At 74.0% G+C, this 23,567-nt stretch carries 18 protein-coding genes; 10 read left to right on the top strand and 8 right to left on the bottom strand.

Features of this window, described 5'->3' with window-relative positions; genetic code table 11:
• Positions 1 to 18 precede the first annotated feature (18 nt).
• The 5 genes from J2S46_RS15940 to J2S46_RS15920 all read right to left on the bottom strand — a co-directional run bounded on the left by J2S46_RS15940 (position 19) and on the right by J2S46_RS15920 (position 5,676).
• Positions 19 to 1,329, bottom strand: a complete 1,311-nt coding sequence (locus J2S46_RS15940) for a DUF58 domain-containing protein (RefSeq protein ID WP_191290138.1) — start codon at positions 1,327 to 1,329, stop codon at positions 19 to 21.
• Between the two features lie 37 nt (positions 1,330 to 1,366).
• The gene (locus J2S46_RS15935; RefSeq protein WP_229912734.1) at positions 1,367 to 2,287 is read right to left on the bottom strand and encodes an AAA family ATPase; all 921 of its coding nucleotides are present in this window, start codon (positions 2,285 to 2,287) and stop codon (positions 1,367 to 1,369) included.
• A gap of 77 nt (positions 2,288 to 2,364) precedes the next feature.
• A complete protein-coding gene (locus J2S46_RS15930; RefSeq protein ID WP_229912724.1) occupies positions 2,365 to 3,777 on the bottom strand; it encodes a DUF4350 domain-containing protein in 1,413 nt (470 codons plus the stop codon).
• Positions 3,774 to 4,442 (bottom strand): DUF4129 domain-containing protein, encoded by a 669-nt coding sequence (locus J2S46_RS15925; protein WP_191290136.1) that lies wholly within the window; start codon positions 4,440 to 4,442, stop codon positions 3,774 to 3,776. The genes J2S46_RS15930 and J2S46_RS15925 overlap by 4 nt, the downstream gene beginning before the upstream one ends.
• 4 nt (positions 4,443 to 4,446) lie before the next feature.
• Complete coding sequence (locus J2S46_RS15920; RefSeq protein ID WP_191290135.1) at positions 4,447 to 5,676, bottom strand: DUF7847 domain-containing protein; 1,230 nt, start codon at positions 5,674 to 5,676, stop codon at positions 4,447 to 4,449.
• Positions 5,677 to 5,910: 234 nt separating this feature from the next.
• Here J2S46_RS15920 and mtrA point away from each other — a divergent pair, with 234 nt between their 5' ends.
• Genes mtrA through J2S46_RS15905 form a run of 3 tightly spaced genes read left to right on the top strand, consistent with a single transcriptional unit; the run spans position 5,911 to position 10,589 of the window.
• On the top strand, positions 5,911 to 6,588 hold the full coding sequence (gene mtrA / locus J2S46_RS15915; RefSeq protein WP_073922994.1) for an MtrAB system response regulator MtrA: 678 nt from the start codon (positions 5,911 to 5,913) through the stop codon (positions 6,586 to 6,588).
• Positions 6,589 to 6,592: 4 nt separating this feature from the next.
• Entirely contained in the window at positions 6,593 to 8,770 is a 2,178-nt protein-coding gene (mtrB, locus tag J2S46_RS15910) for an MtrAB system histidine kinase MtrB (protein ID WP_191290134.1), read from the top strand.
• Positions 8,742 to 10,589: an LpqB family beta-propeller domain-containing protein gene (locus tag J2S46_RS15905; protein WP_307350295.1), complete on the top strand. Its 1,848-nt coding sequence runs from the start codon at positions 8,742 to 8,744 to the stop codon at positions 10,587 to 10,589. Before mtrB ends, J2S46_RS15905 begins: the two co-directional genes overlap by 29 nt.
• On the opposite strand, the gene J2S46_RS15900 is transcribed toward J2S46_RS15905, so the two are convergent.
• Positions 10,573 to 11,496 (bottom strand): ComF family protein, encoded by a 924-nt coding sequence (locus J2S46_RS15900; protein WP_191290132.1) that lies wholly within the window; start codon positions 11,494 to 11,496, stop codon positions 10,573 to 10,575. The genes J2S46_RS15905 and J2S46_RS15900 overlap by 17 nt on opposite strands.
• A 372-nt stretch (positions 11,497 to 11,868) precedes the next feature.
• Between J2S46_RS15900 and hpf the strand changes: the two genes are divergently transcribed.
• Together hpf and J2S46_RS15890 are read left to right on the top strand one after the other, a co-directional pair.
• Positions 11,869 to 12,567, top strand: a complete 699-nt coding sequence (gene hpf / locus J2S46_RS15895; protein WP_191290131.1) for a ribosome hibernation-promoting factor, HPF/YfiA family — start codon at positions 11,869 to 11,871, stop codon at positions 12,565 to 12,567.
• 195 nt (positions 12,568 to 12,762) lie between these two features.
• Positions 12,763 to 13,527: a response regulator gene (locus J2S46_RS15890; RefSeq protein ID WP_073922999.1), complete on the top strand. Its 765-nt coding sequence runs from the start codon at positions 12,763 to 12,765 to the stop codon at positions 13,525 to 13,527.
• A gap of 60 nt (positions 13,528 to 13,587) precedes the next feature.
• On the opposite strand, the gene J2S46_RS15885 is transcribed toward J2S46_RS15890, so the two are convergent.
• A complete protein-coding gene (locus J2S46_RS15885) occupies positions 13,588 to 14,757 on the bottom strand; it encodes a winged helix-turn-helix domain-containing protein (protein ID WP_191290130.1) in 1,170 nt (389 codons plus the stop codon).
• 220 nt (positions 14,758 to 14,977) lie between these two features.
• Here J2S46_RS15885 and secA point away from each other — a divergent pair, with 220 nt between their 5' ends.
• Positions 14,978 to 17,725 carry a preprotein translocase subunit SecA gene (gene secA / locus J2S46_RS15880; RefSeq protein ID WP_191290129.1) on the top strand — a complete coding sequence of 916 codons (2,748 nt, stop codon included), beginning with the start codon at positions 14,978 to 14,980 and terminating at the stop codon, positions 17,723 to 17,725.
• 93 nt (positions 17,726 to 17,818) lie between these two features.
• On the opposite strand, the gene J2S46_RS15875 is transcribed toward secA, so the two are convergent.
• Positions 17,819 to 18,565 (bottom strand): Rv3235 family protein, encoded by a 747-nt coding sequence (locus J2S46_RS15875; protein ID WP_191290128.1) that lies wholly within the window; start codon positions 18,563 to 18,565, stop codon positions 17,819 to 17,821.
• Between the two features lie 401 nt (positions 18,566 to 18,966).
• Here J2S46_RS15875 and J2S46_RS15870 point away from each other — a divergent pair, with 401 nt between their 5' ends.
• From J2S46_RS15870 to pruA, 4 genes are all read left to right on the top strand, one after another.
• The gene (locus tag J2S46_RS15870; RefSeq protein WP_191290127.1) at positions 18,967 to 20,031 is read left to right on the top strand and encodes a patatin-like phospholipase family protein; all 1,065 of its coding nucleotides are present in this window, start codon (positions 18,967 to 18,969) and stop codon (positions 20,029 to 20,031) included.
• A 192-nt stretch (positions 20,032 to 20,223) separates the two neighbouring features.
• Positions 20,224 to 20,733, top strand: a complete 510-nt coding sequence (locus J2S46_RS15865; RefSeq protein WP_191290126.1) for a DUF6912 family protein — start codon at positions 20,224 to 20,226, stop codon at positions 20,731 to 20,733.
• 87 nt (positions 20,734 to 20,820) lie between these two features.
• On the top strand, positions 20,821 to 21,477 hold the full coding sequence (locus tag J2S46_RS15860; protein WP_191290125.1) for an HAD family hydrolase: 657 nt from the start codon (positions 20,821 to 20,823) through the stop codon (positions 21,475 to 21,477).
• 178 nt (positions 21,478 to 21,655) lie between these two features.
• A complete protein-coding gene (gene pruA / locus J2S46_RS15855) occupies positions 21,656 to 23,281 on the top strand; it encodes an L-glutamate gamma-semialdehyde dehydrogenase (protein ID WP_191290166.1) in 1,626 nt (541 codons plus the stop codon).
• Positions 23,282 to 23,567: the final 286 nt, after the last annotated feature.

Below are 23,567 nucleotides of genomic sequence, written 5' to 3'. Positions count from 1 at the left end.
GGGTTCGGGTTCCCCCGGCTACAGCCGGCCGGCCGCCTTCAGGGCCAGGTAGGCGTCGGCGAGGGCCGGGGCCAGTGCGGTGGGCGGAGCGTCCAACACCGTTGCGCCGAGCCGGGTCAGCCGTTCCGCGGTGTGGCGCCGGTCGGCGCGGGTCTGCTCGGCGGCAGCTGCCGCGTAGACGGCGTCCACGGTACCCCGGCCGGCGGCCAGCTCGTCCAGGTACGGGTCGGCGACCGAGGCCAGCACGACCTCGTGGCGCTTGGTGAGCAGCGGCAGCAGGGGGAGCAGGCCGTCCTCGACCGGGGCCGCGTCCAGGCCGGTGAGGATGACGATCAGCGACCGGTGCGGGGCCATCCGCAGGGCCGTGGAGACCAGCGAGCGCATGTCGGTCTCGAACAGCGCGGGCTCCAGCACGGCCATCGCGTGGGTGAAGGCCGGCAGGATCTCGGACGGCGAGCGGCCGGCCACCGAGGCCCGTCGGCGGACGTCCTGGGCGAGCAGGTCCACCCGGTCGCCGGCCTTGGTGGCCAGCGCGGTGAGGAGCAGGGCGGCGTCCAGCGAGGCGTCCAGCCGTGGTGCGTCGCCGACCCGGCCGGCCGAGGTGCGGCCGGTGTCGAGGGCGATCAGGATGTGCCGGTCGCGCTCGGGCCGCCAGGTGCGGACGGCCACGGTGTTGCGGCGGGCGCTGGCCCGCCAGTCGATCGAACGGACGTCGTCGCCGGGCAGGTACTCGCGCAGCGAGTCGAACTCGGTGCCCTGACCACGGGTCAGCACCGAGGTGCGGCCGTCGAGTTCGCGCAGTCGGGCGAGCCGGGACGGCAGGTGCTTGCGGCTGTTGAACGGCGGCAGCGCGCGGACCGTCCACGGCGCCAGGTGGGAGCCCTGCCGCCCCGCCAGCCCGAGCGGACCGAGCGAGCGGATCGTCACCTTGTGCGCGTGATGGTCGCCGCGCCGGGTGGGGGTCAGCAGGGTCGTCGCCCGGCGCCGTTCGCCGGCGGGCACCACCAGGGAGTGCCGGGAGGCCGCGAGCGCGGTGCCGGGGCGCCAGGCCGACGGCGGCCAGGCGTCCCGGACGGTGGCCCGGAGCGGGCGGCCCGACCGGTTGGTGACGGTGAGTTCGACGGCGGCGGGCTCACCCAGCCGGACGGCCGTGTCGCCGGCGCGGCCGATCCCCAACGTGCGGACCGGCGCGGCCAGCAGCAGATCGGCCAGCACCGCCACGAACAGGGCACCGGTGACCGCCCCGATCCCCGCCCAGGACGGCAGCACCAGGCCGACGACGAGCGCGCCGAGGGCGGCGAGCAGGGCGGTGCGCCCGGTGACGGCCATGCGGGGACTCCCTAACAGGTGGTGAGGTGGTGGCGGGTCAGCGCGGTGCGGGTGTCTGGGCCAGGACGGCCTGGATCACCGAGTCGGCGGTGACCCCCTCCATCTCGGCCTCGGCGCGCAACTGGACCCGGTGCCGCAGCGCGGGCAGCGCGAGGGCCTTCACGTCGTCGGGGGTGACGAAGTCACGTCCTGCCAGCCAGGCCCAGGCGCGGGAGGCGCCCAGCAGGGCGGTGGCACCACGCGGGGAGACCCCCATGGACAGGGACGGCGACTGCCGGGTGGCCCGGCACAGGTCGACGATGTACGCGAGCACCTCGGGGGAGACGGTGACCTTCGCGATCCGGGCCTGGGCGGCGACCAGGTCGGCGGGGCCGGCCACCGGGCGCACGCCGGCGGCGGTGAGGTCCCGCGGGTCGAAGCCGGCGGCGTGCCGTGCCAGCACCTGGAACTCCTGGTCCCGGGAGGGCAGCGGCAGGATCAGCTTCAGCAGGAAGCGGTCGAGCTGGGCCTCGGGGAGCGGGTAGGTGCCCTCGTACTCGACCGGGTTCTGGGTCGCGGCGACCAGGAACGGCACCGGGAGGGCCCGCGGGAGCCCGTCCACCGTGACCTGGCGCTCCTCCATGGCCTCCAGCAGCGCGGCCTGGGTCTTGGGCGGGGTGCGGTTGATCTCGTCCGCGAGCAGCAGGTTGGTGAAGACCGGGCCGGGCTGGAAGGAGAACTCGGCGGTGCGGGCGTCGTAGACGAGCGAGCCGGTGACGTCGCCGGGCATCAGGTCGGGGGTGAACTGGATCCGCTTCGTCTCCAGGCTGAGGGCCGTGGAGAGGGTGCGGACCAGCAGGGTCTTCGCGACGCCGGGGACGCCCTCCAGCAGGACGTGGCCGCCGCAGAGCAGGGCGACGACCAGACCGGTGACGGCCGCGTCGTTGCCGACCACGGCCTTGGCGATCTCGGAGCGCAGGGCGGTGAGCGCCCGGCGCGGGTCGTCGTCCGCCGTGCCGGTGGCGGTGAGGGGGGTGGTGGCGGTGGCCTGCTCGGTCACGGCTGTCGTACCTGCCTTTCAAGGGCGTCCAGGTCGTCGGCGAGCCGCAGCAGCGCGGCGTCGTCGGTGGGGGCCGGGCCGTACAGCAGGAACTGGACGGCCGCGGCGGTGCTGTCGCCGGCGAGCCGGTCGGCGACGGCCGCGCAGAGCGCGACGGGGTCGGGGGCGCCGTGCAGCAGCGGGACGCCCAAGGCCGGCGCCAGCCGGGTGGACGCCGCCCGGCGCAGTGCGTCGGCGGCCCGGCCGCGCGCCCTGGCCCGCCGGTAGAGCCTGGCCCGGCCCTCGGTGGTCTCGGCGGCCCGGACCACGACGGGCAGGTTCTCGGCGACCACCGGGCCGAGCCGGCGCGCGCGCCAGGCGGCGGCGAGCAGGGCGGCGACGGCGAGCTGCAGGCCGGCCCAGTACCAGCCCTCGGGGATGAAGTCGGTGAGCTCCTTCTGCCGGTCGGCCGGGGTGGGGGCGCTGTAGTCGGGCAGGAGCCAGGTGAGCCGGGGCCGGGAGCCGAGCAGGCCGAGGGCGAGGGAGGCGTTGCCCTCCTCGTCGATCTTGTCGTTGGTGAGGAAGGCGCCGCTGCCGAGGACGACCACGTCCGTGCCGCCGGCGGCGGGCTCCTGGACCAGCGGGTAGGCGTTGTGCCGCGGGTAGCAGCCGGTGCCCTTCGGGCCGGGCCGGTAGAGCAGGCCGCCGAGCTGGGCACTGCCGGCCCGGACGGCGTCGGGCAGCGAGCAGGCCGCCGGGGTGGTCGCCGGGGCCACGTAGTCCTGGAGGTCGCCCCGGCCGGACGGGGCGACGGTGGGGGCGAGCAGGTCGAGGGTCTCGCTGCCGGGGGCGATCAGCACCAGCCGGGAGTGCCGGGCGGCGGCGAGGGCGCGCAGCTGATCGGCGGTGAGGCGGTCGGGCTCCGGCACCACGAAGGTCTCGGCGCCGGCGGCCGGGGCAGCCGGGTCGGTGGTGGTGCCGGTGCCGAGGCCCTGCTGCTCCAGCAGCCGGACGACGGCGTGGGTGCCGCCCGGGTCGGTGGAGCGCGGGTCCAGCGGGGGGTAGCTGTCCTCGCCCTTGAGGCCGGCCAGCAGCAGGCCCGTGACCATCAGCACGGCGCCGGCGAGCAGGAACCAGCGGGAGCGCAGCCAGAGGGTGCGGGGGCTCGGCGTCAGGCTGGTGCCCGGGCCTTCGCCGGGCGCGCCGGCCGCCGTGCTGTCGCCCGTGTCGTCCGGCAGGCCCGTCGGCAGGCCCGCTGCCGGGGCCGCGGCGGCGTCCCGGGCCGGTGCCTGGAGGGTCGGCGGGGCGGGTGCCGCGGGCGCCGGCTGAGGGGCTTGAGGGGCCTGGGCGGCCTGGGGGACCTGCGGGGCCTGGCGGGCCGGTGGGACGTCCGGTCCGGTGGCCGGCGCGGGCGTGCCGGTGCTGGTCATACCGCGCCCTCCGGGGCCGGGGCGAGGGTGGGACGGGTGCGCTCCAGCGCCTGGTCGAGATCGCTCAGCAGCTGGTAGGCGCCCTGGTCGGCGGCCCGGTCGCCGTAGGCGATGGTGTCGAAGGTGCGGGCGGCCGTGGTGAGGGCGGCGGCGTGCGCGGGCAGGGCGCGGCCGGCCTCGGCGGCCGCCTCGTCGGCGGTGCGTCCGGGGCGCGGGTCGAGCAGGGTGCGCTCCTCGAGCGAGCGGACCAGGGCGCGCATCTGGTCCCGGACGGCTTCCGTCCAGCGTCCGGCGGCCGCGTGCGCGCGGGCCTCGGCCCGGTACTGGTCGGCGGTGCGCGGACCCCGGGTGTCGAAGAGCCCGGTGGCGCTGCGGGCCGCGCGGGCGGGTGCGCCGAGCCGCCACCAGACGGCGGCGACGATCACCAGGGCGACGACCAGGAAGAGGACCAGGCCGGTGGTTCCGCCGGTGGCGCTGCCGACGCCCTCCAGCGCCTTGGAGATCTGCTCCCAGAACCAGTCGGAGATCCGCTCCAGCAGGCTCGGGTCGTGCCGGTGGTAGGCGGGGTTGAGCAGTTCCTGCCGGGCGGCGTCGCGGGCCGGGTCGCGCGGGACGGTGACCGGGGCGCCGCCGGCCAGCAGCGCCCCTTCCCCCCAGGTGGTCATCCGGTCAGAGCCTCGCCGCTGCCGGATCGCCGCCGTCGGTCGGTCCGGCCGGTCCGGCGGGCTCGACGGGGCCGGGTTCGGCCAGGCCGGCCGCCCGGGTCAGCTCGATGTCGAGGGCCTCGCGGCGGATGCGCTGGTCCACGTAGATCAGCACGTTGATGGCGGCGCCGGCCGGGATGGTGATGGTGCCGCCGATCACGCCGCCGACGGCGATCACGACCAGGGCGGCGGGTGGCAGCGCGGGGTCCAGGCCGGTGGTCAGGGAGTCCCCGAAGAGTTCGTCCCCGGCCATCACCACACCGACGATGCTGAACGGCATCTCGATGATCCCGGCGATGATGCTGACCAGGACGGAGCCGAGCGCGCTGATGCCGAAGACCCGCCACCAGGAGCCCCGGACCAGCCGCCGGGAGCGGGAGAAGGCGGCCCGGATGCCCTGCTTCTCCAGCATCAGGGCGGGGGCGGCGAGGCTCAGCTGGACGGTGATCCAGCCGGCGGCCAGGACGCCGGCGACGACGACCACGGCGAGCAGCACGACGAGGCCGGGGTTCGGGTCGGGCCGGCTGGCGATCAGGTAGCCGATCAGCGGGGCGGCGGCGACCAGGACGATCCCGAGCATGATCAGGGCGTTGAGCAGGGTCAGCCCGAGCAACTGGAGGACCCGGGGCCGGGCGTCGCGCCAGGCCTCGCCGACGGTGACCGCCCGGCCGAGGATGGCCCTGCTGACCACCATGGTGAGCAGCGCGGTGGCGACCACCCCGATGAGCAGGGTCAGCGGCACCGAGACGAGGGCGGAGACCACCGGCAGCACGCTGTCCGGGTTCTGGTAGGACTGCCACTGGATGAGCACGACGATGGTCTGCTGCAGCACGGCGAGCCCGAGCGAGATGCCGAGCGTGGTGCGCCAGTGCCGGCGGACGGTGGAGAACGCGCCGTCCAGGATCTCGCCGACGCCCAGCGGGCGCAGCGGGATGACGCCGGGCTTGGGGCTCTGCGGCCAGCCTCCGGGTTGTCCGCCCCAGGGTTGTCCGCCCCACGGCTGGCCGCCGGGCGCGCCGCCCCACGGCTTCGGGCCGCCGGGCGGGGGGCCGCCGTAGCCGCCGCCCCAGGGCGGCGGGGTGCTCCCGTGCGGTGACGACTGCCCGGGCACGGTGGGTGCGCCGGCCGGCGGCCGGCCTTCCTCGCCGGGCTGCTCGGACGAGCTGGGCGGTGCCCAGCCCGGGGTGTCGGTCATCACTTGCTCCTGGGAGGGGCTCGGTTCACAGGCCGGATCGGCGTCCTGCGCCGCCCATCGTGCCATGGTGGGTGCGGACGCCCCAGGGGTATCCGGTTGCTGATCGACAACAGGCCGCCCGGGACGGGTGAGCTGTCGCCATTCGTCCGGTTTGGACGTTTTTCGGTGGAGGAGAAGGCGAGATATGGGACCACTGTGCTCCAGGTCACATTCCGGTAATGAGAAGATGGACGCATGAAGGGACGCGTCCTCGTCGTTGATGACGACTCCGCACTGGCCGAGATGCTCGGCATCGTGTTGCGTGGTGAAGGTTTTGAGCCGTTTTTCGTCGCCGACGGGGACAAGGCGCTAGCCGCGTTCCGGGAGACCAAGCCCGATCTGGTCCTGCTGGACCTGATGCTGCCCGGCCGTGACGGCATCGACGTCGCCCGGCAGATCAGGGCCGAGTCCGGGGTGCCGATCGTCATGCTCACCGCGAAGACCGACACGGTCGACATCGTGGTGGGCCTGGAGTCCGGTGCCGACGACTACGTCGTCAAGCCGTTCAAGCCCAAGGAGCTGGTGGCACGGGTGCGGGCCCGGCTGCGGCGGGCCGAGGAGCCGACGCCGGAGCAGCTGACCATCGGCGATCTGGTGATCGACGTGGCCGGGCACTCGGTCAAGCGGGACGGGCGGGGCATCCCGCTGACCCCGCTGGAGTTCGACCTGCTGGTCGCGCTGGCCCGCAAGCCCTGGCAGGTGTTCACCCGCGAGGTGCTGCTGGAGCAGGTCTGGGGCTACCGGCACGCGGCCGACACCCGGTTGGTGAACGTCCACGTCCAGCGACTCCGTTCCAAGATCGAGAAGGACCCCGAGCGGCCCGAGATCGTGGTGACGGTGCGGGGCGTCGGCTACAAGGCCGGGCCCAGCTGACGTGATGTACGAGGCTGACAACTCCCCGCCGGGCACGGACGCCGACGGGGAGGCCGCCGTGCGCGGGGACGTGCTGAGCTCCACCACCGAGGGCCGCCGCCCCCGGCGGGGTCCGGCCGCCCTGCTCGCGATGGTGGCGCGTCAGCTGCGCCGCCCGCTGATGCGGGTGACGGCGCTCTACCGGCGCTCCATCCAGCTGCGGGTGGTCGCGGCGACGCTGCTGCTCTCCGTCACCGTGGTGCTGGTGCTCGGTGTCGTCGTCGTGGCCCAGGTCCGGGCCGGTTTGCTGGACACCAAGAAGCTCTCGGCCCGCAGCCAGGCCGGCGGCGGGTTCCAGAGCGAGCAGAAGAAGATCAACGAGGCCGTCGCGCTCAAGTCCAAGGCCGGCAGCACGGGCGATCCGACCAACGACGAGATCGGCACCTGGCTGCTCAAGCAGGTCTCCGACCTCGCCATCAGCGGCCAGGGCCTGTACTCCGTGATCGCGATGGTGCCCTCGACCGGCGCCCACGTCTCGGCCAAGAGCTCCGACCTGCTCGGCCCCCGCTACTCCGGGGACATCCTGCCGAGCAGCATCCCGGCGGCCCTGCGCGAGCAGGTCGCCGCCGAGCCCGGCGCCTCCTTCGAGAAGCCCACCGTGATCGACCGCTCGGCCGACGGCGGCTCCGACCCGCGCCGGGACCCGGGCCTGGCGATCGGCAAGCAGTTCACCGGCCCGGGCGACATCGAGTACCAGCTCTACTACGTCTTCTCCTTCGAGCAGGAGAGCAAGACCCTCGACCTGGTCACCGGCACCCTGGCCACCGCCGGGCTGTTCGTGGTCATACTGCTGGTCGGCATCGCCTGGCTGGTGGTGCGCCAGGTGGTCACGCCGGTCCGGATGGCCGCCGGCATCTCCGAGCGGCTGGCCGCCGGGCACCTGGAAGAACGGATGAAGGTCACCGGCACCGACGACATCGCCCGCCTCGGCGACTCGTTCAACCGGATGGCGAACGGCCTGCAGGCGCAGATCCGCCAGCTGGAGGAGCTGTCCCGGGTGCAGCGGCGCTTCGTCTCGGACGTGTCGCACGAGCTGCGCACGCCGCTCACCACCGTCCGGATGGCCGCCGACCTGATCTACGACAGCCGGGAGGACCTGGACCCGATGGCGGCCCGCTCCGCGGAGCTGCTGCAGGGCCAGCTGGACCGCTTCGAGTCGCTGCTCGCGGACCTGCTGGAGATCAGCCGCTTCGACGCCGGCGCCGCGATCCTGGACGCCGAGCCCGTCGACCTGCGCGACATCGTCGCCCGGGTGGTCGAGGCCGCCGACCCGCTGGCCCAGGCCAAGGGCAGCGCCGTGGTGATCCGCGGCGACGGCGAGCCGGTCGTCGCCGAGGTGGACTCCCGGCGGATCGAGCGCATCCTGCGCAACCTGGTGGTCAACGCGCTGGAGCACGGCGAGGGCCGGGACGTGGTGATCAGGCTCGGCTCCGCCGAGGGCGCGGTCGCGGTCGGCGTCCGGGACTACGGCATCGGCCTCAAGCCCGGCGAGGCGTCCCGGGTCTTCCACCGCTTCTGGCGGGCCGACCCCTCCCGGGTGCGGACCACCGGCGGCACGGGCCTCGGCCTGTCCATCGCGGTGGAGGACGCGCACCTGCACGGCGGCTGGCTGCAGGCCTGGGGCGAGCCCGGCGGCGGCTCGCACTTCCGGCTGACCATGCCGCGCACCCGCGGCGGCGAGATCAACCGTGCGCCGTTCCGGCTGGAGCCGGAGGACTCGCGCAACAACCGGGGCCTGGGCTCCACCGGTACGCCGTACCGCCGGGCCTCGCGCCCGGCCGGTGCGACCGCGCTGACCGCGGCCGGCGAGCCGACGATCGTGCCGGAGACGCCGGACGGCGGCTCGACCGGGTTCGGCAGCGGTCTCGGCGGGGTGCTGAGCATCGGCCCCGGTCTCGGCGGCCGCCGGGCACCCGAGGCGCCGCGCTCGGACCCCTCGGACGTCAGCACCGCCGGGGCGGGATACGGTGCCACCGGCGCCCAGATCGTCGTCGACCGGACGGTCGCGATGCCCTCGGTGGCGCAGCGCACCTCCGGTCCGGACGCCGACGACGGCGACGACGGCACGCAGGGCGGCAACAGCAGGGCCGGGACGGACACGGAGGGGGCGCGGCGTGCCAGGGACCAGCAGCACGGGGGCTGACCCGCGCCGGGCCGCGGTGGCCGGGGCCGTGCTGGCCTCGCTGCTGCTGGGCGGCTGCGCGGCCATGCCGGACTCCGGACCGGTCAGCAAGGTGGAGTTCTCCCAGGGCGCCGCCGACAAGAACCTGCAGGTCCGGGTCTTCCCGGTGGCGCCCTACAAGGGCGAGGAGCCGCGCCGGCTGCTGGCGGGCTTCCTGGACGCCTCGATCGCCGACGAGGAGGGGTATGACACCGCCAAGAAGTACCTCACCGAGGGCGCGCACAGCCGGTGGAACCCCGAGGCGGGCATCACCGTGCTGGCCGGCGACCCGACGTACAGCGGCGGCCAGGAGGTCAAGGAGGGCGACACCACGGCGGCCCTGACCGCCTCGGGCACCCAGATCGCCAAGGTGGACGCCCGGCACACCTACCGCTACGCCGACGGCGAGACGAAGGCGGATTTCACCTTCGTCAAGGAGAACGGCGAGTGGCGGATCGACCGGCTGCCGGACGGGCTGCTCGTCAACCAGACCAACTTCCGCAACAGCTACCGGCAGTTCTCCCGCTTCTTCTACACCGGGTCCGACCCCTCGCTGCCGACCGCGCGCGAGGTGCTGGTCGCCGACCCGATCTACCTGCGCCGGCGAATAGACCCGCTGGCCGCCGCCGCCAAGGCGCTGGCCGGGGGCCCCTCCGAGTGGCTGGCCCCGGTGGTCAGCACCACGCTCGAAGGCGTCGCCGTGAAGCAGGTGACCGTCGACGACAGCAAGGTCGCCCGGGTCGAGGTCGAGGGCTCCGACCTCGGTGGCCGGCCGCAGTTCTGCCAGCGGATGGCGGCGCAGTTCTTCTTCACCCTGGCCGACCAGGGCAAGGGCCAGATCGACCGGCTGGAGCTGCGGAGCGGCAGCGGCTCCTGCTCGACCAGCAGGTCGCTCGCCGAGCAGGTCGCGCCGGGCAGCCTGGCCGGCGGGTCCACCGCCACCCGGCAGTACTACCAGCGCCACGAGACCGGGCAGCTGATGACCGCCGCCGACCAGGGCGAGGGCACCCCGGTGCCGGGTGAGCTGGGCAAGGTCCCGCCGCCCGGCCGCGCGCCGCTCGGGGCGCTCGCCGTCCGCCGGGACGGCCAGCGGGCCGCCGTCGTCAGCGGCGACGGGCAGCAGTTGTTCACCGTGAACATCACCGACGGCAGCACCCTGGGCCAGGCGGTGCTCACCAGCGCCGGCCACCCGGCCCGGCCGGAGGACGGCCTGGCCTCGCCCAGCTGGGACGGCCGGGGCGACCTCTGGGTGGTGGACCGCGCCGCCGCCACCCCGCGGGTGGACATGATCCGCGAGAACCGGACGGTCGCGGTCCCGGTGGACGACCTGGGCGGCCGGACCGTCCAGAGCCTGAAGATCTCCTCGGACGGCGTCCGGGTCGCGCTGGTCCTGAAGGACGAGACCGGCGCCCGGAGCCTGGCGCTGGGCGTGGTGGTGCACACCGGCACGCCGGGCACGCAGCAGGTGCGCATCTCGGGGCTGCGCACGATCGCGCCGCTGCTGGCCGAGGTGGCCTCGGTGTCCTGGGCGGACACCGACCAGCTGCTGGTGCTCGGCAAGGAGAAGGACCGCCTGCAGCCGCTGTACTCCATCAGCACGGACGGCTCGCAGAGCGCCGACGCCCCGCTGCAGGGCGGCGAGATGGCCACGGTGGCCGCCTCGGAGGGCCGGGAGAACGGCAGCGTTCCGCCGGTGCTGGCGGTGCAGGCCACCGAGAGCAAGATCTACCGGCTGATCGGCAACCAGTGGCGGGAACTCGTCCTGCCGTACACCGCGAGTTCCTTCATCTACCCGGGGTGACCGGCGCCCCGCCGGCGGGCGGTTCGCCGCCGGTGGGGGCGCCGTGGTCCGGCCGGGCACCGGTGGGCGGCCGGCGCAGGCCGGCCGCGGCCACCGTGGCGGCGGCGCTCGGCGGTGCCCCGGCCCGGGCCAGCGCATGGGCGGCCTCGCCGAGGCTGGCGCCGGTGGTGACCAGATCGTCGACCAGGACGAGCCGGCAGCCCGCGCCGAGCCGGCCCGTACGGTCCTCGGCCGCGCCCGGCCGGCCCGACCGCGGGTGACCGGCGCCCGGCCGGCCGGGCGCGGGGTGATCCGTCGTCGGCTGACCGGCCGTCCGCTGACCCGGCGCCGGGTGACCGGTCGTCGGCCGACAGGGCGCCAGCCGCCCCGCCAGCCGGGCCGGTACGGTCAGCGCGCCGTCCAGGTTGCGCCGTCGCGCGGCGGCCGAGAGCCCCGACTGGTCGGCCACCGGGCGGGTGTGCCGCAGGACGGGCGCGACCGTCGCGGGCCTGCCGTCCCGTCGCAGTGAGCGGGCCGCCGCCCGGGCCAGCCGCAGGGTCGGGTCGTGCCCGCGGGCCCGGACCGACCCGCGGGTCGAGGGCACCGGGACCAGCAGCACCGGGCAGCCGGCGCCGTCCGGGCCGAGGGCCGAGCGCACGGCGGCGGCCAGCACCTCGCCGAGCGGGACCGCCAACGGCAGCGCGCCGCGTTCCTTGTGGGCGAGCAGCAGCCGGCGTACGGGGCCGGCGTACGGCGCGGCGGCGTGCACGGCGGGTACGGAGCTGTGCACGGAGGCGAAGGCGGTGGCGCCGGGCCGGGCGGCGGTCAGGGCGGCCCGGCAGGAGGGGCACAGCGGGATCCGGCCGACTCCGCAGCCCGCGCAGGGGGCCGGCAGCAACAGGCCCAGCAGGGCGCTGAACAGGGGCATTGCTCCTCCTGACCGCTGGCAGGCACGGAGAGTGAGGCCAGAATGAGCCGTCCGAGTGGAGTTGTCGAGGTGTTTACCCGTATTTCACCCGCAGGGGGGTAGGCAGGGTGCAACAGCTTTACAGCCAGCCCGGCCGCGCTAGGTTCGAACCGTTCCGTCCCGCTGAAGAGGCGAAATCCCCGTGTGAGGTGTTCCATGAGGCTCCAGGGGGTTTCAAGCGTCCCTGGTGGGGAGGAAGTGAGGTGAGGGCCAGTCGCGCTCGCCGCCCGCGGCGACGCGGAGGCCGGCAGAGAATGGGCTGGTCCGGCTGGGTCTCAGCCCGATCCGGTAGTCAATCCGGGTCGGCGTCAGCACGAGGGATCGGAGTTCTGCGTGGACATCGTCGTCAAGGGCCGCAAGACCGAGGTGCCCAAGAGGTTCCGCGAGCACGTGGCCGAGAAGCTGGAGAAGGTCCAGAAGTTCGACGGCAAGGTGATCAGCCTCGACGTCGAGGTGTCCAAGGAACACAACCCGCGCCAGGCCGACCGGTCCGAGCGGGTGGAGATCACTGTCCGTACCCGTGGCCCGGTGATCCGGGCCGAGGCCGCCGCCGCGGACCCCTACGCGGCGCTCGACCTGGCCTCGGCGAAGCTCGACGCGCAGCTGCGCAAGTCCGCCGACCGGCGACGCGTGCACAAGGGCGGCAACGGCCGTACCCCGATCAGCGTCGCGGAGGCGACCGCCGCGCTCGCGGCCCTGCCGGAGACCGAGAAGGTCGACAACGGCGCCAACGGGGCGGTCCGCAAGACCAAGATGGGATCCCTGGAGGTGGAGGGCGACGGTCCGCTCGTCGTCCGCGAGAAGACGCACCCCGCCGCACCGATGGCGCTGGACCAGGCGCTCTACGAGATGGAGCTGGTCGGCCACGACTTCTACCTCTTCGTGGAGAAGGACAGCGGCCTGCCGAGCGTGGTCTACCGCCGGCACGGCTACCACTACGGTGTCATCCACCTCAAGGCCGACGGCAACGCCGTCGCCGGTGAGGCCGGCGGCGCCGGCGGCGCGATCGGTGGCCCGGACGACGAGGACTGACGGGTCGCAGCCCTGAAGGAAGTGCGGGTGACCCCGGCGGCCGGTGCCGCCGGGGTCACCCGCGAGCGGGCCCTGGAGGCCGCCTCGGCGCCCCTCGTGACCGAAGCGGAACCGGGCCGACTCGGAGTGTGATCGGGGACCGCGTCATCCGTGGAATGATTGGCGCGACGACGACCGGCGACGGGGGAGGAGCGGATGGGGGATCATTTCGGGCTGGGGCCCGCCGGTGGGCCGGTCCCGGGGGTACCCGCGGGTGCGGGGGAGGCCTTGGAGCCCGATTACTCCCCTCGCAGGGGGGAGCCGATCCGCGTCCTGGTGGTCGACGACCACGCCCTGTTCCGCCGCGGCCTGGAGATCGTGCTGGCCGAGGAGGAGGACATCAAGGTCATCGGCGAGGCGGGGGACGGCGCCGAGGCCGTGCTGAAGGCCGCCGACCTGCTGCCGGACATCATCCTGATGGACGTCCGGATGCCGCGCCGCAGCGGGATCGAGGCCTGCACCGCGATCAAGGACGTGGTGCCCAGCGCCAAGATCATCATGCTGACGATCAGCGACGAGGAAGCCGACCTCTACGAGGCGATCAAGGCCGGGGCCACCGGCTACCTGCTCAAGGAGATCTCCACCGACGAGGTCGCCACCGCCATCCGCGCGGTCGCCGACGGCCAGTCCCAGATCAGCCCCTCGATGGCGTCCAAGCTGCTCACCGAGTTCAAGTCGATGATCCAGCGGCGCTCCGACGACCGGGACCTGGTCCCCGCGCCCCGGCTGACCGACCGGGAGCTGGAGGTGCTCAAGCTGGTGGCGACCGGGATGAACAACCGGGAGATCGCCAAGGAGCTCTTCATCAGCGAGAACACCGTGAAGAACCACGTCCGCAACATCCTGGAGAAGCTGCAGCTGCACTCCCGGATGGAGGCCGTGGTCTACGCGATGCGGGAGAAGATCCTCGAAATAGGGTGACCGCCCGCGGTCCCGTCCGTCCTCGCCCCCCGCCCGCGCCCGCCGCCCCTCCCCGGGGCATCAGCCGCCCAGGAGCTTCTCCAGGGCCGGGCGCAGCGACTCGTCCGCGAGGGCCTCCACCCGGACGCCGTCGCAGCCCACCCAGTCGGCGGCCTCGCGCAGCGCACGGGCCAGCGGCTCCACGTACTTCGGTGCCTCCAGGGAGATCTGACGGGCCACCAGGACGCGCCCCTCGCGCGCCGGGTCCACCCGGCCGACCAGCCGGCCGCCGGCCAGCAGCGGCATGGCGAAGTAGCCGTGCACCCGCTTGTGGCGGGGCGTGTACGCCTCCAGCCGGTGCGCCATGCCGAAGATCCGCTCCGTCCGGGCGCGGTCCCAGACCAGGGAGTCGAACGGGGAGAGCAGGGTGGTGCGGTGGCGCCCGCGCGGTTCGGCGGCGAGCGCCGCCGGGTCGGCCCAGGCGTCGGCGGGAGCGCCCTGCGGGCCCCAGCCGGCGACCCGCACCGGCACCAGGCCGGAGTCGGCCAGCACCGCGTCCACCTGCTCGGCCTTGAGACGGTGGTAGTCCGTGAGGTCCGTCCTGGTCGCGACCCCGAGCGCGGCGCCGGACTGCGCCACCAGGGTGCGCAGGCACTCGTGGTCGTCCGGGTCGCGGCCGAACAGCTCGGCCGGGACGGCCCGTTCGGCGAGTTCGTAGACCCGCTTCCAGCTGCGCCGCTCGGTGCAGACCACGTCGCCGAAGGCGAGCGCCCGCTCCACCGCGATCTTGGTGTCGGACCAGTCCCACCACTCTGCCGTCCGCTTGGCGCCGCCCAGCTCGGTCGAGGTCAGCGGGCCCTCGGCGCGGAGCTTGTCCAGCACGCCCCGGTACGTCCGGGGGGTGACCTGGTGGCCCCAGAGGTTGCCGCGCGCGCGGTAGGCGCGGCGGCGGAAGGCGAACAGCGGCCACTCCTCCACGGGCAGCACGCAGGCCGCGTGCGACCAGTACTCGAAGCTCGTGCCGCCGCCCCAGTAGGCCGCCTCCACGGCGGGCCGGCCGACCGCGCCGAGCCGCGCGTACGGGATCAGTTCGTGCGAGCGGGCCAGCACGGAGATGGTGTCCAGCTGGACGGCGCCCAGGTGCCGCAGCACCCCGCGGACCCCGCCCCGGCGGTCCGGCGCCCCGAGCAGGCCCTGCGCTCGCAGGGCGATCCGGCGGGCCTCGTCGGCGGTCAGCGTGGTGACGGTCATGCCTGGCAGCGTAGGGGGCGCCACCGACAACGGACCGGCCCGGTGACCGGTTTGACCCGGTAGGCAGGGCTATCGGGGGAAGTGCTCTCAGGGGTGACACGGGAATAGCGTGCTGACGCACCTCCCGGGGCATTGGACTCCTCGCATACGATGGCCCGTGCGGTGGGGTGGACCCCCCGTGCAGTCGTCCAGTGCCAATACAGGCAAGGAGCCCGCTCTAGTGTCCGTCTTCGACAAGATCCTGCGCGCCGGCGAAGGCAAGATCCTTCGCAAGCTGCAGCGGATTGCTGCCCAGGTCAACTCCATCGAAGAGGACTTCGCCAACCTCACCGACGCCGAGCTGCGCGCGCTGACCGACGAGTACAAGCAGCGCCTGGCGGACGGTGAGAGCCTGGACGACCTCCTGCCCGAGGCGTTCGCGACCGTCCGCGAGGCGGCCAAGCGGGTGCTCGGCCAGCGGCACTACGACGTCCAGATCATGGGCGGCGCGGCGCTGCACCTCGGCTACGTCGCCGAGATGCGCACCGGTGAGGGCAAGACCCTCGTCGGCACGCTCCCGACGTACCTGAACGCGCTGACCGGCAAGGGCGTTCACCTGATCACCACCAACGACTACCTCGCCGAGCGCGACTCGGAGTGGATGGGCCGGGTGCACCGCTTCCTCGGCCTCGAGGTCGGCGTGGTGCTGGGCAACATGACCCCCGCCGAGCGCAAGCGCCAGTACGGGATGGACATCACGTACGGCACCAACAACGAGTTCGGCTTCGACTACCTGCGCGACAACATGGCCTGGTCGAAGGACGAACTCGTCCAGCGCGGCCACAACTTCGCGGTGGTCGACGAGGTCGACTCGATCCTGATCGACGAGGCCCGTACCCCGCTGATCATCTCCGGCCCGGCCGACCAGGCGACCAAGTGGTACGCCGACTTCGCCAAGCTGGTGCAGCGCCTCAAGATCGACCGTGACTACGAGGTCGACGAGAAGAAGCGCACCGTGGGTGTCCTGGAGGAGGGCGTCTCGCGGGTCGAGGACTACCTCGGCATCGACAACCTCTACGAGTCGGTCAACACGCCGCTGGTCGGGTTCCTGAACAACGCCATCAAGGCCAAGGAGCTCTACAAGGCGGACAAGGACTACGTCGTCATGAACGGCGAAGTCATGATCGTCGACGAGCACACCGGCCGCATCCTGGCCGGCCGCCGCTACAACGAGGGCATGCACCAGGCGATCGAGGCCAAGGAGGGGGTGGAGGTCCAGAACGAGAACCAGACGCTGGCCACCATCACCCTGCAGAACTTCTTCCGCCTGTACGACAAGCTCTCGGGCATGACCGGTACCGGCACCACCGAGGCCGCCGAGTTCCACCAGATCTACAAGCTCGGCGTGGTGCCGATCCCCACCAACAAGGATCCGCGCCGCATCGACCAGCCCGACCTGATCTACAAGTCGGAGCCGGCCAAGTTCGCGGCCGTGGTCGAGGACATCGCGGAGAAGCACGAGAAGGGCCAGCCCGTCCTGGTCGGCACCGTCTCGGTCGAGAAGTCCGAGTACCTGTCGCAGGAGCTGCGCAAGCGCGGCATCCCGCACGAGGTGCTGAACGCCAAGCACCACGAGCGCGAGGCGCAGATCGTCGCGCAGGCCGGCCGCAAGGGCGCCGTCACCGTCGCCACCAACATGGCCGGCCGTGGTACCGACATCATGCTCGGCGGCAACTCCGACCACCTGGCGGCGGCCGAGCTGGCGCAGCGCGGGCTCACCCCGACCGACACCCCGGACGAGTACGAGGCGGCGTTCCCGGAGGCGCTGGAGAAGGCCAAGGCCTCGGTCAAGGCCGAGCAGGAAGAGGTCCGCGAGGCCGGCGGCCTGTACGTGCTGGGCACCGAGCGGCACGAGTCGCGCCGCATCGACAACCAGCTGCGCGGCCGCTCCGGCCGTCAGGGCGACCCGGGCGAGTCCCGGTTCTACCTCTCGCTGGGCGACGACCTGATGCGCCTGTTCAAGGCCGGCATGGTCGAGCGCGTGCTGTCGATGGCGAACGTCCCGGAGGACGTGCCGATCGAGTCGAAGATGGTGACCCGGGCGATCGCCTCGGCCCAGACCCAGGTCGAGCAGCAGAACTTCGAGATCCGCAAGAACGTCCTGAAGTACGACGAGGTGCTGAACCGCCAGCGCGAGGTCATCTACGGCGAGCGCCGCCGGGTCCTGGAGGGCGAGGACCTCCAGGAGCAGATCGGCCACTTCATGGACGACACCGTCGAGGCCTACGTGAAGGCCGCGACCGGTGAGGGCTTCGAGGACGACTGGGACCTCGACAAGCTGTGGACCGCGCTGAAGCAGCTCTACCCGATCACCCTCGACCTGGAGGAGCTGGAGGAGGAGGCCGGCGGTCCCGCGGGCCTGACCTCCGAGTTCCTCGTCCGGGCCGTCCAGGAGGACATCCAGGCCCAGTACGGCGCCCGCGAGGACCAGCTCGGCGCGGAGATCATGCGTGAGCTGGAGCGCCGCGTGGTGCTCTCCGTGCTGGACCGCCGCTGGCGCGAGCACCTCTACGAGATGGACTACCTCCAGGAGGGCATCGGCCTGCGGGCGATGGCCCAGCGCGACCCGCTGGTCGAGTACCAGCGCGAGGGCTTCGACATGTTCACCGCCATGATGGAGGGGATCAAGGAGGAGTCCGTCGGCTACCTGTTCAACCTGGAGGTCCAGGTCGAGCAGCAGGTCGAGGAGGTCCCGGTCGCGGACGGCGAGATCTCGCTGGAGAAGGAGAGCCGCCCGGAGATCAAGGCCAAGGGCCTGGAGGCGCCGAAGCCGCAGCGGCTGCACTACACCGCTCCGACGGTCGACGGCGACGACACGGTGATCGAGGGCGACTTCGAGGACCTGGTGGAGGACGAGGGCGACGGCCTCACCCGGGCCGAGCGCCGCAAGGCCGCCAAGTCGGCCAAGGGCCGCCGCCGCAAGGCCTGACGCGGATCAAGCAGGGCGCCGCTCCCCGTTTCGGGGGGGGCGGCGCCCTGCGTCGTTCCCGGGGCCCAGGTGTCCGGCCCGGAGGGCGGGTGTTCAGCGGGCCTCGACGGCGGCGCACTGCCACTGGCCGGTGCGCCGGTGCCGCTCCAGCCGGAAGGCCACCATGTGGTGCCGTGGGCCCAGCTCGACCCGGACGCACGCCTCCACGACCTCCGCCGAGGGCGCGCTGTCGTGCACCCGGCCCAGCCGGGGGCGGGTCACGGTGCCGCGCGGGCGCAGCGGACCGGAGCGGACCAGTGCGGTGAGCCCGCCGTAGCCGTCCAGGGTGGTGTGCCGCTGGAGCTGGCCGGCCGGCCGGACGCCGGTGAGCACCTCGACCAGTCGTAGGGCGAAGCGGGCGGCCAGCTCGGCCCGGACGGCCCGCTCGGCGCCGGTGCCGCTCCCGCGCCCCGGCGTGCCGTGGGCGGCCGGGGCGCAGGCCGCCCGGGGGTGCCGGGGGTGGCGCGGCGCACCGGGGCGGTGCGGGGCCGGTCCGTCGGGCGCGGCGGTGGCGTGCTGCTGGGCGGGCGTGTGCCGCGGGGCGCGGTGCCGGTCGGGTCGCGGCCGGGGGCCGGGTGGGGCGTGCTCCTGGCCGGGGGTCTCCCGGAACCGGCCCTGCGGGTCGGCGCCGTGCGGGACGTGGCCGGGGGATTCCTGCCGTCCGGGCTCGTGGCGGTGGGGCTCGTGGCGGCGGGGCTCGTGCTGCCGGGCGAGCGGCCGGACGCGTGGGGTGCGGACGGCGGGTGGGAGCGGGTGGGCCGGCCGGACGGCGCTGTGCGGGGAGGCTGAGGACTCGATCATGCGCGGTACCCCCGGTTCGGACGGGACGGGCAGGACGGGCGGGACGGGCGGGCCTGCCCGGGCGGGGCCCGGCAGGCGGGGTGCGGCCGTTCGCCGTGGGCCGCAGTCCTGGTATCGGCGTCCGGAGCGCGGGGGAGAGCGGCCGCGCGGCCGCCCGACCGGCCCGTGCCGGTGTCACCTATCCGGGTGACGCGGCCCGGCCCCGTGGGCGGCCGGCCACGGCCCCCGGTAGCCGGGTTGACGCCCCCGGCGGGCGGGGAGTGAACCCGAAGGGGGACGGTCCGTCCTGTTGATTCTGTGCGGCCGATCGCGCGTTGCGGGAATGCTACTGACCGGTAATGCGCAGGATCGGGACGGGGACCCGCAGCGAGTCCCCGTTGGAGACGAGGGGCGGCAGGCCGATGGTGACGCAGGCTTCGACGAGCGACGGCAGGACGGCGGCGGTGCCCGCCGGGGACGGGGTGCGGCGCGGCCTGGTGCTCGGCGGCGGCGGCATGCTCGGGGCGGCCTGGACGATCGGCGCGCTCTGCGCCGTCCAGGAGGCTACCGGCCGCGGGCCCGGGCAGGCCGAGGTGATCCTCGGGACCTCCGCCGGCGCGATCCTCGGCGCGCTGCTGGCCGGCGGCGTGGGTGCCGAGGAGCTGCGGGACCACCAGCGCGGGCTGCCGATCACCACCGGGCCGCTGGCCGGCGTGGACTTCGACTACGACACGGCGGCCGGCGGCGCCGTACCGCTGCGCCCCCGGCCCGGCATCGGCTCGCCCGGCCTGCTGCGGGACGCCGTCCGCCACCCGCGCGAGTACCCCTGGCTGACCATGGTGTCGGCGGTGGTGCCCACCGGCCGCGGCTCGGTGGCGCCGGTCGGCGACCTGATCCGCTCCCTGCCGGGCCTGGACGGCCCGGCCCGGGCCACGCCGCTGCGGGTGGTGGCGGTGGACTACCGCACCGGCCGCCGGGTCGTCTTCGGGGACCAGGGCGCGCCCCCCGCCGAGTACGCCGAGGCGGTGATGGCCTCCTGCGCGATCCCCGGCTGGTTCGCCCCGGTGGAGGTGGCCGGCGGCCCCTACGTCGACGGTGGCTGCTGGTCGGCGACCAACGCGGACCTGATGCTCGGACGCGGCCTGGACGAGGTCTACGTGCTCGCCCCGATGGCGCTGCGGCTGCACCCGCGCGGCCGCGCCGAGCCCGGCCGGGGCACCCTGGCCGCCCTGCGGGAGTGGCGCGAGCGGGACCGCCCCCGGGGCGTGCTGGCCCAGCTGGTGAGCCGCTACCGGCGCTCGGTGACCCGGCAGATGCTGCGCGAGGCGCGGCTGCTGCGGGCCACCGGGGTCCGGGTGCAGTTGCTCGCGCCGACCCTGGAGGACCTGGCGGTGATGGGGCCCAACATGATGGACCCGGCCCGTCGCGGGGAGGTGCTGGAGACCGCGCTGCGCACCAGCCGGGTCGCGCTGGCCGGCGTGCGCTGAGCCGCTGGCGCCCGGCGGGCGGCCCCCGCGCGGGCCCGTGCGCCCCGCCCGGGCGCCCGGGGCGCGGTGGCGGTGGCGAACGGCGGGTACGAACGGGATGTAGCGGCGATCACCCGCGCCGTATTCTCTGTCTAGCCGTTCCGTCCCAGCCGTCCGAGAGCCGTGCTGTACGAAGACCTGGAGAGTGCCCCGATGCGCGTGTACGTGCCCACCACCTTGAACGGCCTGGCGGCGGCGCACCCGGGCGGCGCGTTGGAGCAGTCGGCGGCGTACGCCGTGACGCCCGCGCTGCGCGAGTGGTACGTCAGCGACGACCTGGAGGAGCTGGAGTACGCGGCACTGAACCGGGCCGCCCAGTCCTCGCTGCGCCTGCTCGCCGCCGACCCCGGGGCCCCGCGCCGGCGCGTGGTGCTGGCGCTGGACGTGCCGGACTCGGCGGTCCGGCCGTTCGCCGGCGACGAGTACCAGGACCAGGCCTCGCTCGGCCAGGTGGTGCTGGCCGGCCCGGTGCCGCTGGCGAAGGCCGCCGCCGTGCACGCCGACGTGGCCGACCAGGACGTGGTCGAGGACGTCGCGGCGGCGGTGGCGGCGATCACGGCCGCCGACGCCGGCGACCAGGACGCCCAGTTCACCGTGGACGGCGCCGAGGACCACGACCTGCTCTGGTTCGCCACCCAGGAGATCGCGTCCCTGCTGGCCTGACCCCGGCGGGGCACCCGCGGCGGCCCGGCGCGGGTGCCCCGCCCCCGTCACTTCCGGTCCGCCGGGTGCTCCGGTTACCGTTCCGAGGTGCGCACTCATATCGTCTGGGACTGGAACGGCACGCTCTTCCACGACATGGAGGCGGTGCTCGGAGCGAGCAACGCCGCTTTCGCGACCCTCGGCATCGCCCCGCTGAGCCTGCAGGAGTACCGGGAGCAGTACGAGATCCCGATCCCGCGGTTCTACCAGCGGCTGCTCGGCCGGCTGCCCAGCGAGGCCGAGTGGATCCTGCTCGACGACGCGTTCCACGACCGGTACCACGAGCTCAGCCCGGCGTGCGGGCTGACCGAGGGCGCGCTCGGGCTGCTGAGCGCCTGGGGCGAGTCCGGCCACAGCCAGTCGCTGCTGTCGATGTACGAGCACGACCGGCTGGTCCCGGTGGTCGAGCGGTTCGGGATCAGCGGGCACTTCGTCCGGGTCGACGGGCGCAGCGGTCCGTCCGGCGGTCAGAAGGCCACCTACCTGTCGCGGCACCTGGCCGCGCTGGGGGAGCGGGTCGACCCGGCGCGCACGGTGCTGATCGGGGACGCCGCCGACGACGCGCTGGCCGCGCTGAGCGTCGGGGCGCACGCCGTGCTCTACAGCGGCGGCTCGCACACCCGCGAGAAGCTGGAGCCGGTCGGGGTGCCGGTGGTCGACAGCCTGGCGGAGGCGGTGGAGCTGGCCGGCCGGCTGGCGGCCTGAGCCGGGGGCCGCGGCGGCCGGCCGGTGCGGGGCGGTCGCCAGCCGCTCGCACGCCTGACGGCGTGTCCGGTGCCACGCGTCCGAGGGCGTGTCAGACCGGGCCGAACGGTGCGGAACTGGTCAATCTGGTTTGACGCCACCCCCGGCGCGCACCAGAGCGAGCGGAGCCACCATGCCCATCGACGCAGTGACCCAGGTCCCGACCCCGGTCAACGAACCGGTGCACGGCTACGCGCCCGGCAGCCCCGAGCGGGCCCGGCTGGAGCGCAAGCTCGACGAGATGGCCGCCGAGACCGTCCCGCTGCCGATGACCATCGCCGGTGAGCAGCGCTTCGGCGGCGGCGAGCGGATCGACGTCGTCCAGCCCCACCACCACGCCGCCAAGCTCGGCGTGCTCGGCAACGCCACCCGGGAGGACTCCCAGCTGGCGGTCGACGCCGCGCTGGCGGCCGGTCCGGCCTGGCGCTCGCTCTCCTTCGACGACCGGGCGGCGGTGTTCCTGCGCGCGGCCGACCTGCTGGCCGGTCCGTGGCGCGAGACGCTCGCGGCGGCCACCATGCTCGGGCAGTCCAAGACCGCCCAGCAGGCCGAGATCGACTCCTCCTGCGAGCTGGTCGACTTCTGGCGCTTCAACGTCCACTTCGCCCGGCAGATCCTGGCCGACCAGCCGCTCTCCTCACCGGGGGTGTGGAACCGCACCGACCACCGGCCGCTGGAGGGCTTCGTCTACGCCGTCACGCCGTTCAACTTCACCGCGATCGCCGGCAACCTGCCGACCGCGCCGGCGCTGATGGGCAACACCGTGGTGTGGAAGCCGGCCCCCACCCAGACGCTCTCCGCCCACTACCTGATGCGGGTGCTGGAGGAGGCCGGGCTGCCGCCCGGGGTGATCAACATGGTGACCGGCGACGGCCTCCAGCTGTCCCAGGTGGCCCTGGCCAACCCGGCCCTGGCCGGGTTGCACTTCACCGGCTCCACCGCCACCTTCCAGTCGCTGTGGAAGACCGTCGGCGCCAACATCGGCAGTTACCGCGGCTACCCGCGGATCGTCGGCGAGACCGGCGGCAAGGACTTCCTGCTCGCCCACCGCTCCGCCGACCCCGACAGCCTGCGGACGGCGCTGGTCCGCGGCGCCTTCGAGTACCAGGGCCAGAAGTGCTCGGCGCTCTCCCGGGCCTACCTGCCGCGCAGCCTCTGGCAGAGGATCAAGGACGAGTTCCTGGCCGAGGTGGACGCGATCACCGTCGGCGACGTCTCCGACTTCAGCAACTTCATGGGGGCGCTGATCGACCGGCGGGCGTTCCGCAAGAACCAGGCCGCCATCGACCGGGCCGTCCAGGACCCGACCGTGGAACTGGCGGCCGGCGGCCAGTACGACGACGCCATCGGCTGGTTCGTCCGGCCGACGGTGCTGGTCTGCGGCGACCACCGCAACGAGATCTTCCGGACCGAGTACTTCGGGCCGATCCTCGCCGTGCACGTCTACGAGGACGCCCGCTGGGACGACGTGCTGCGCCGGGTCGACTCGGGCTCGCCGTACGGGCTGACCGGCGCGGTGATGGCGCGGGACAGGTACGCCGTCGCGCAGGCGGTGGAGGAGCTGCGGTTCGCGGCGGGCAACTTCTACATCAACGACAAGCCGACCGGCGCGGTGGTCGGGCAGCAGCCCTTCGGCGGCGGCCGGGCGTCCGGCACCAACGACAAGGCCGGCGCGGCGCAGAACCTGCTCCGCTGGACCTCGGCCCGGTCGATCAAGGAGACCTTCGTGCCGCCGGCCGGGTACCGCTACCCGCACATGGGCTGAGCGCCCGGTGGCGGGCGGCCGAACCCGCGGTGACGGCCGGCCGTACCGGAGCACGGCGGCGCCCGGGCTTTGGACAAGGTGTCCAGGACGGACCGATCTTCCTGCGGGTTTGTGCCTCCCTGTCCCCTGACACCTTCGTTTCCTCCCGTTAGGCTGGCTGACGTCGTCGGGTTGGCTCCGCAGGCCAAAACATCGTCTCTTACCCGTTACAAGGGCATTTCATGCGTGCCATGGAAGCCTTTCGGCCGGACGGTGCGGCAGGATTGCGGAAGACCCGGCGGTGCAC

This window comes from Kitasatospora herbaricolor (assembly GCF_030813695.1).
GTDB lineage: Bacteria > Actinomycetota > Actinomycetes > Streptomycetales > Streptomycetaceae > Kitasatospora > Kitasatospora herbaricolor.
The sequence above is the reverse complement of the archived record's forward strand: the minus strand, read 5'-3'. Positions and strand labels throughout refer to the sequence as shown.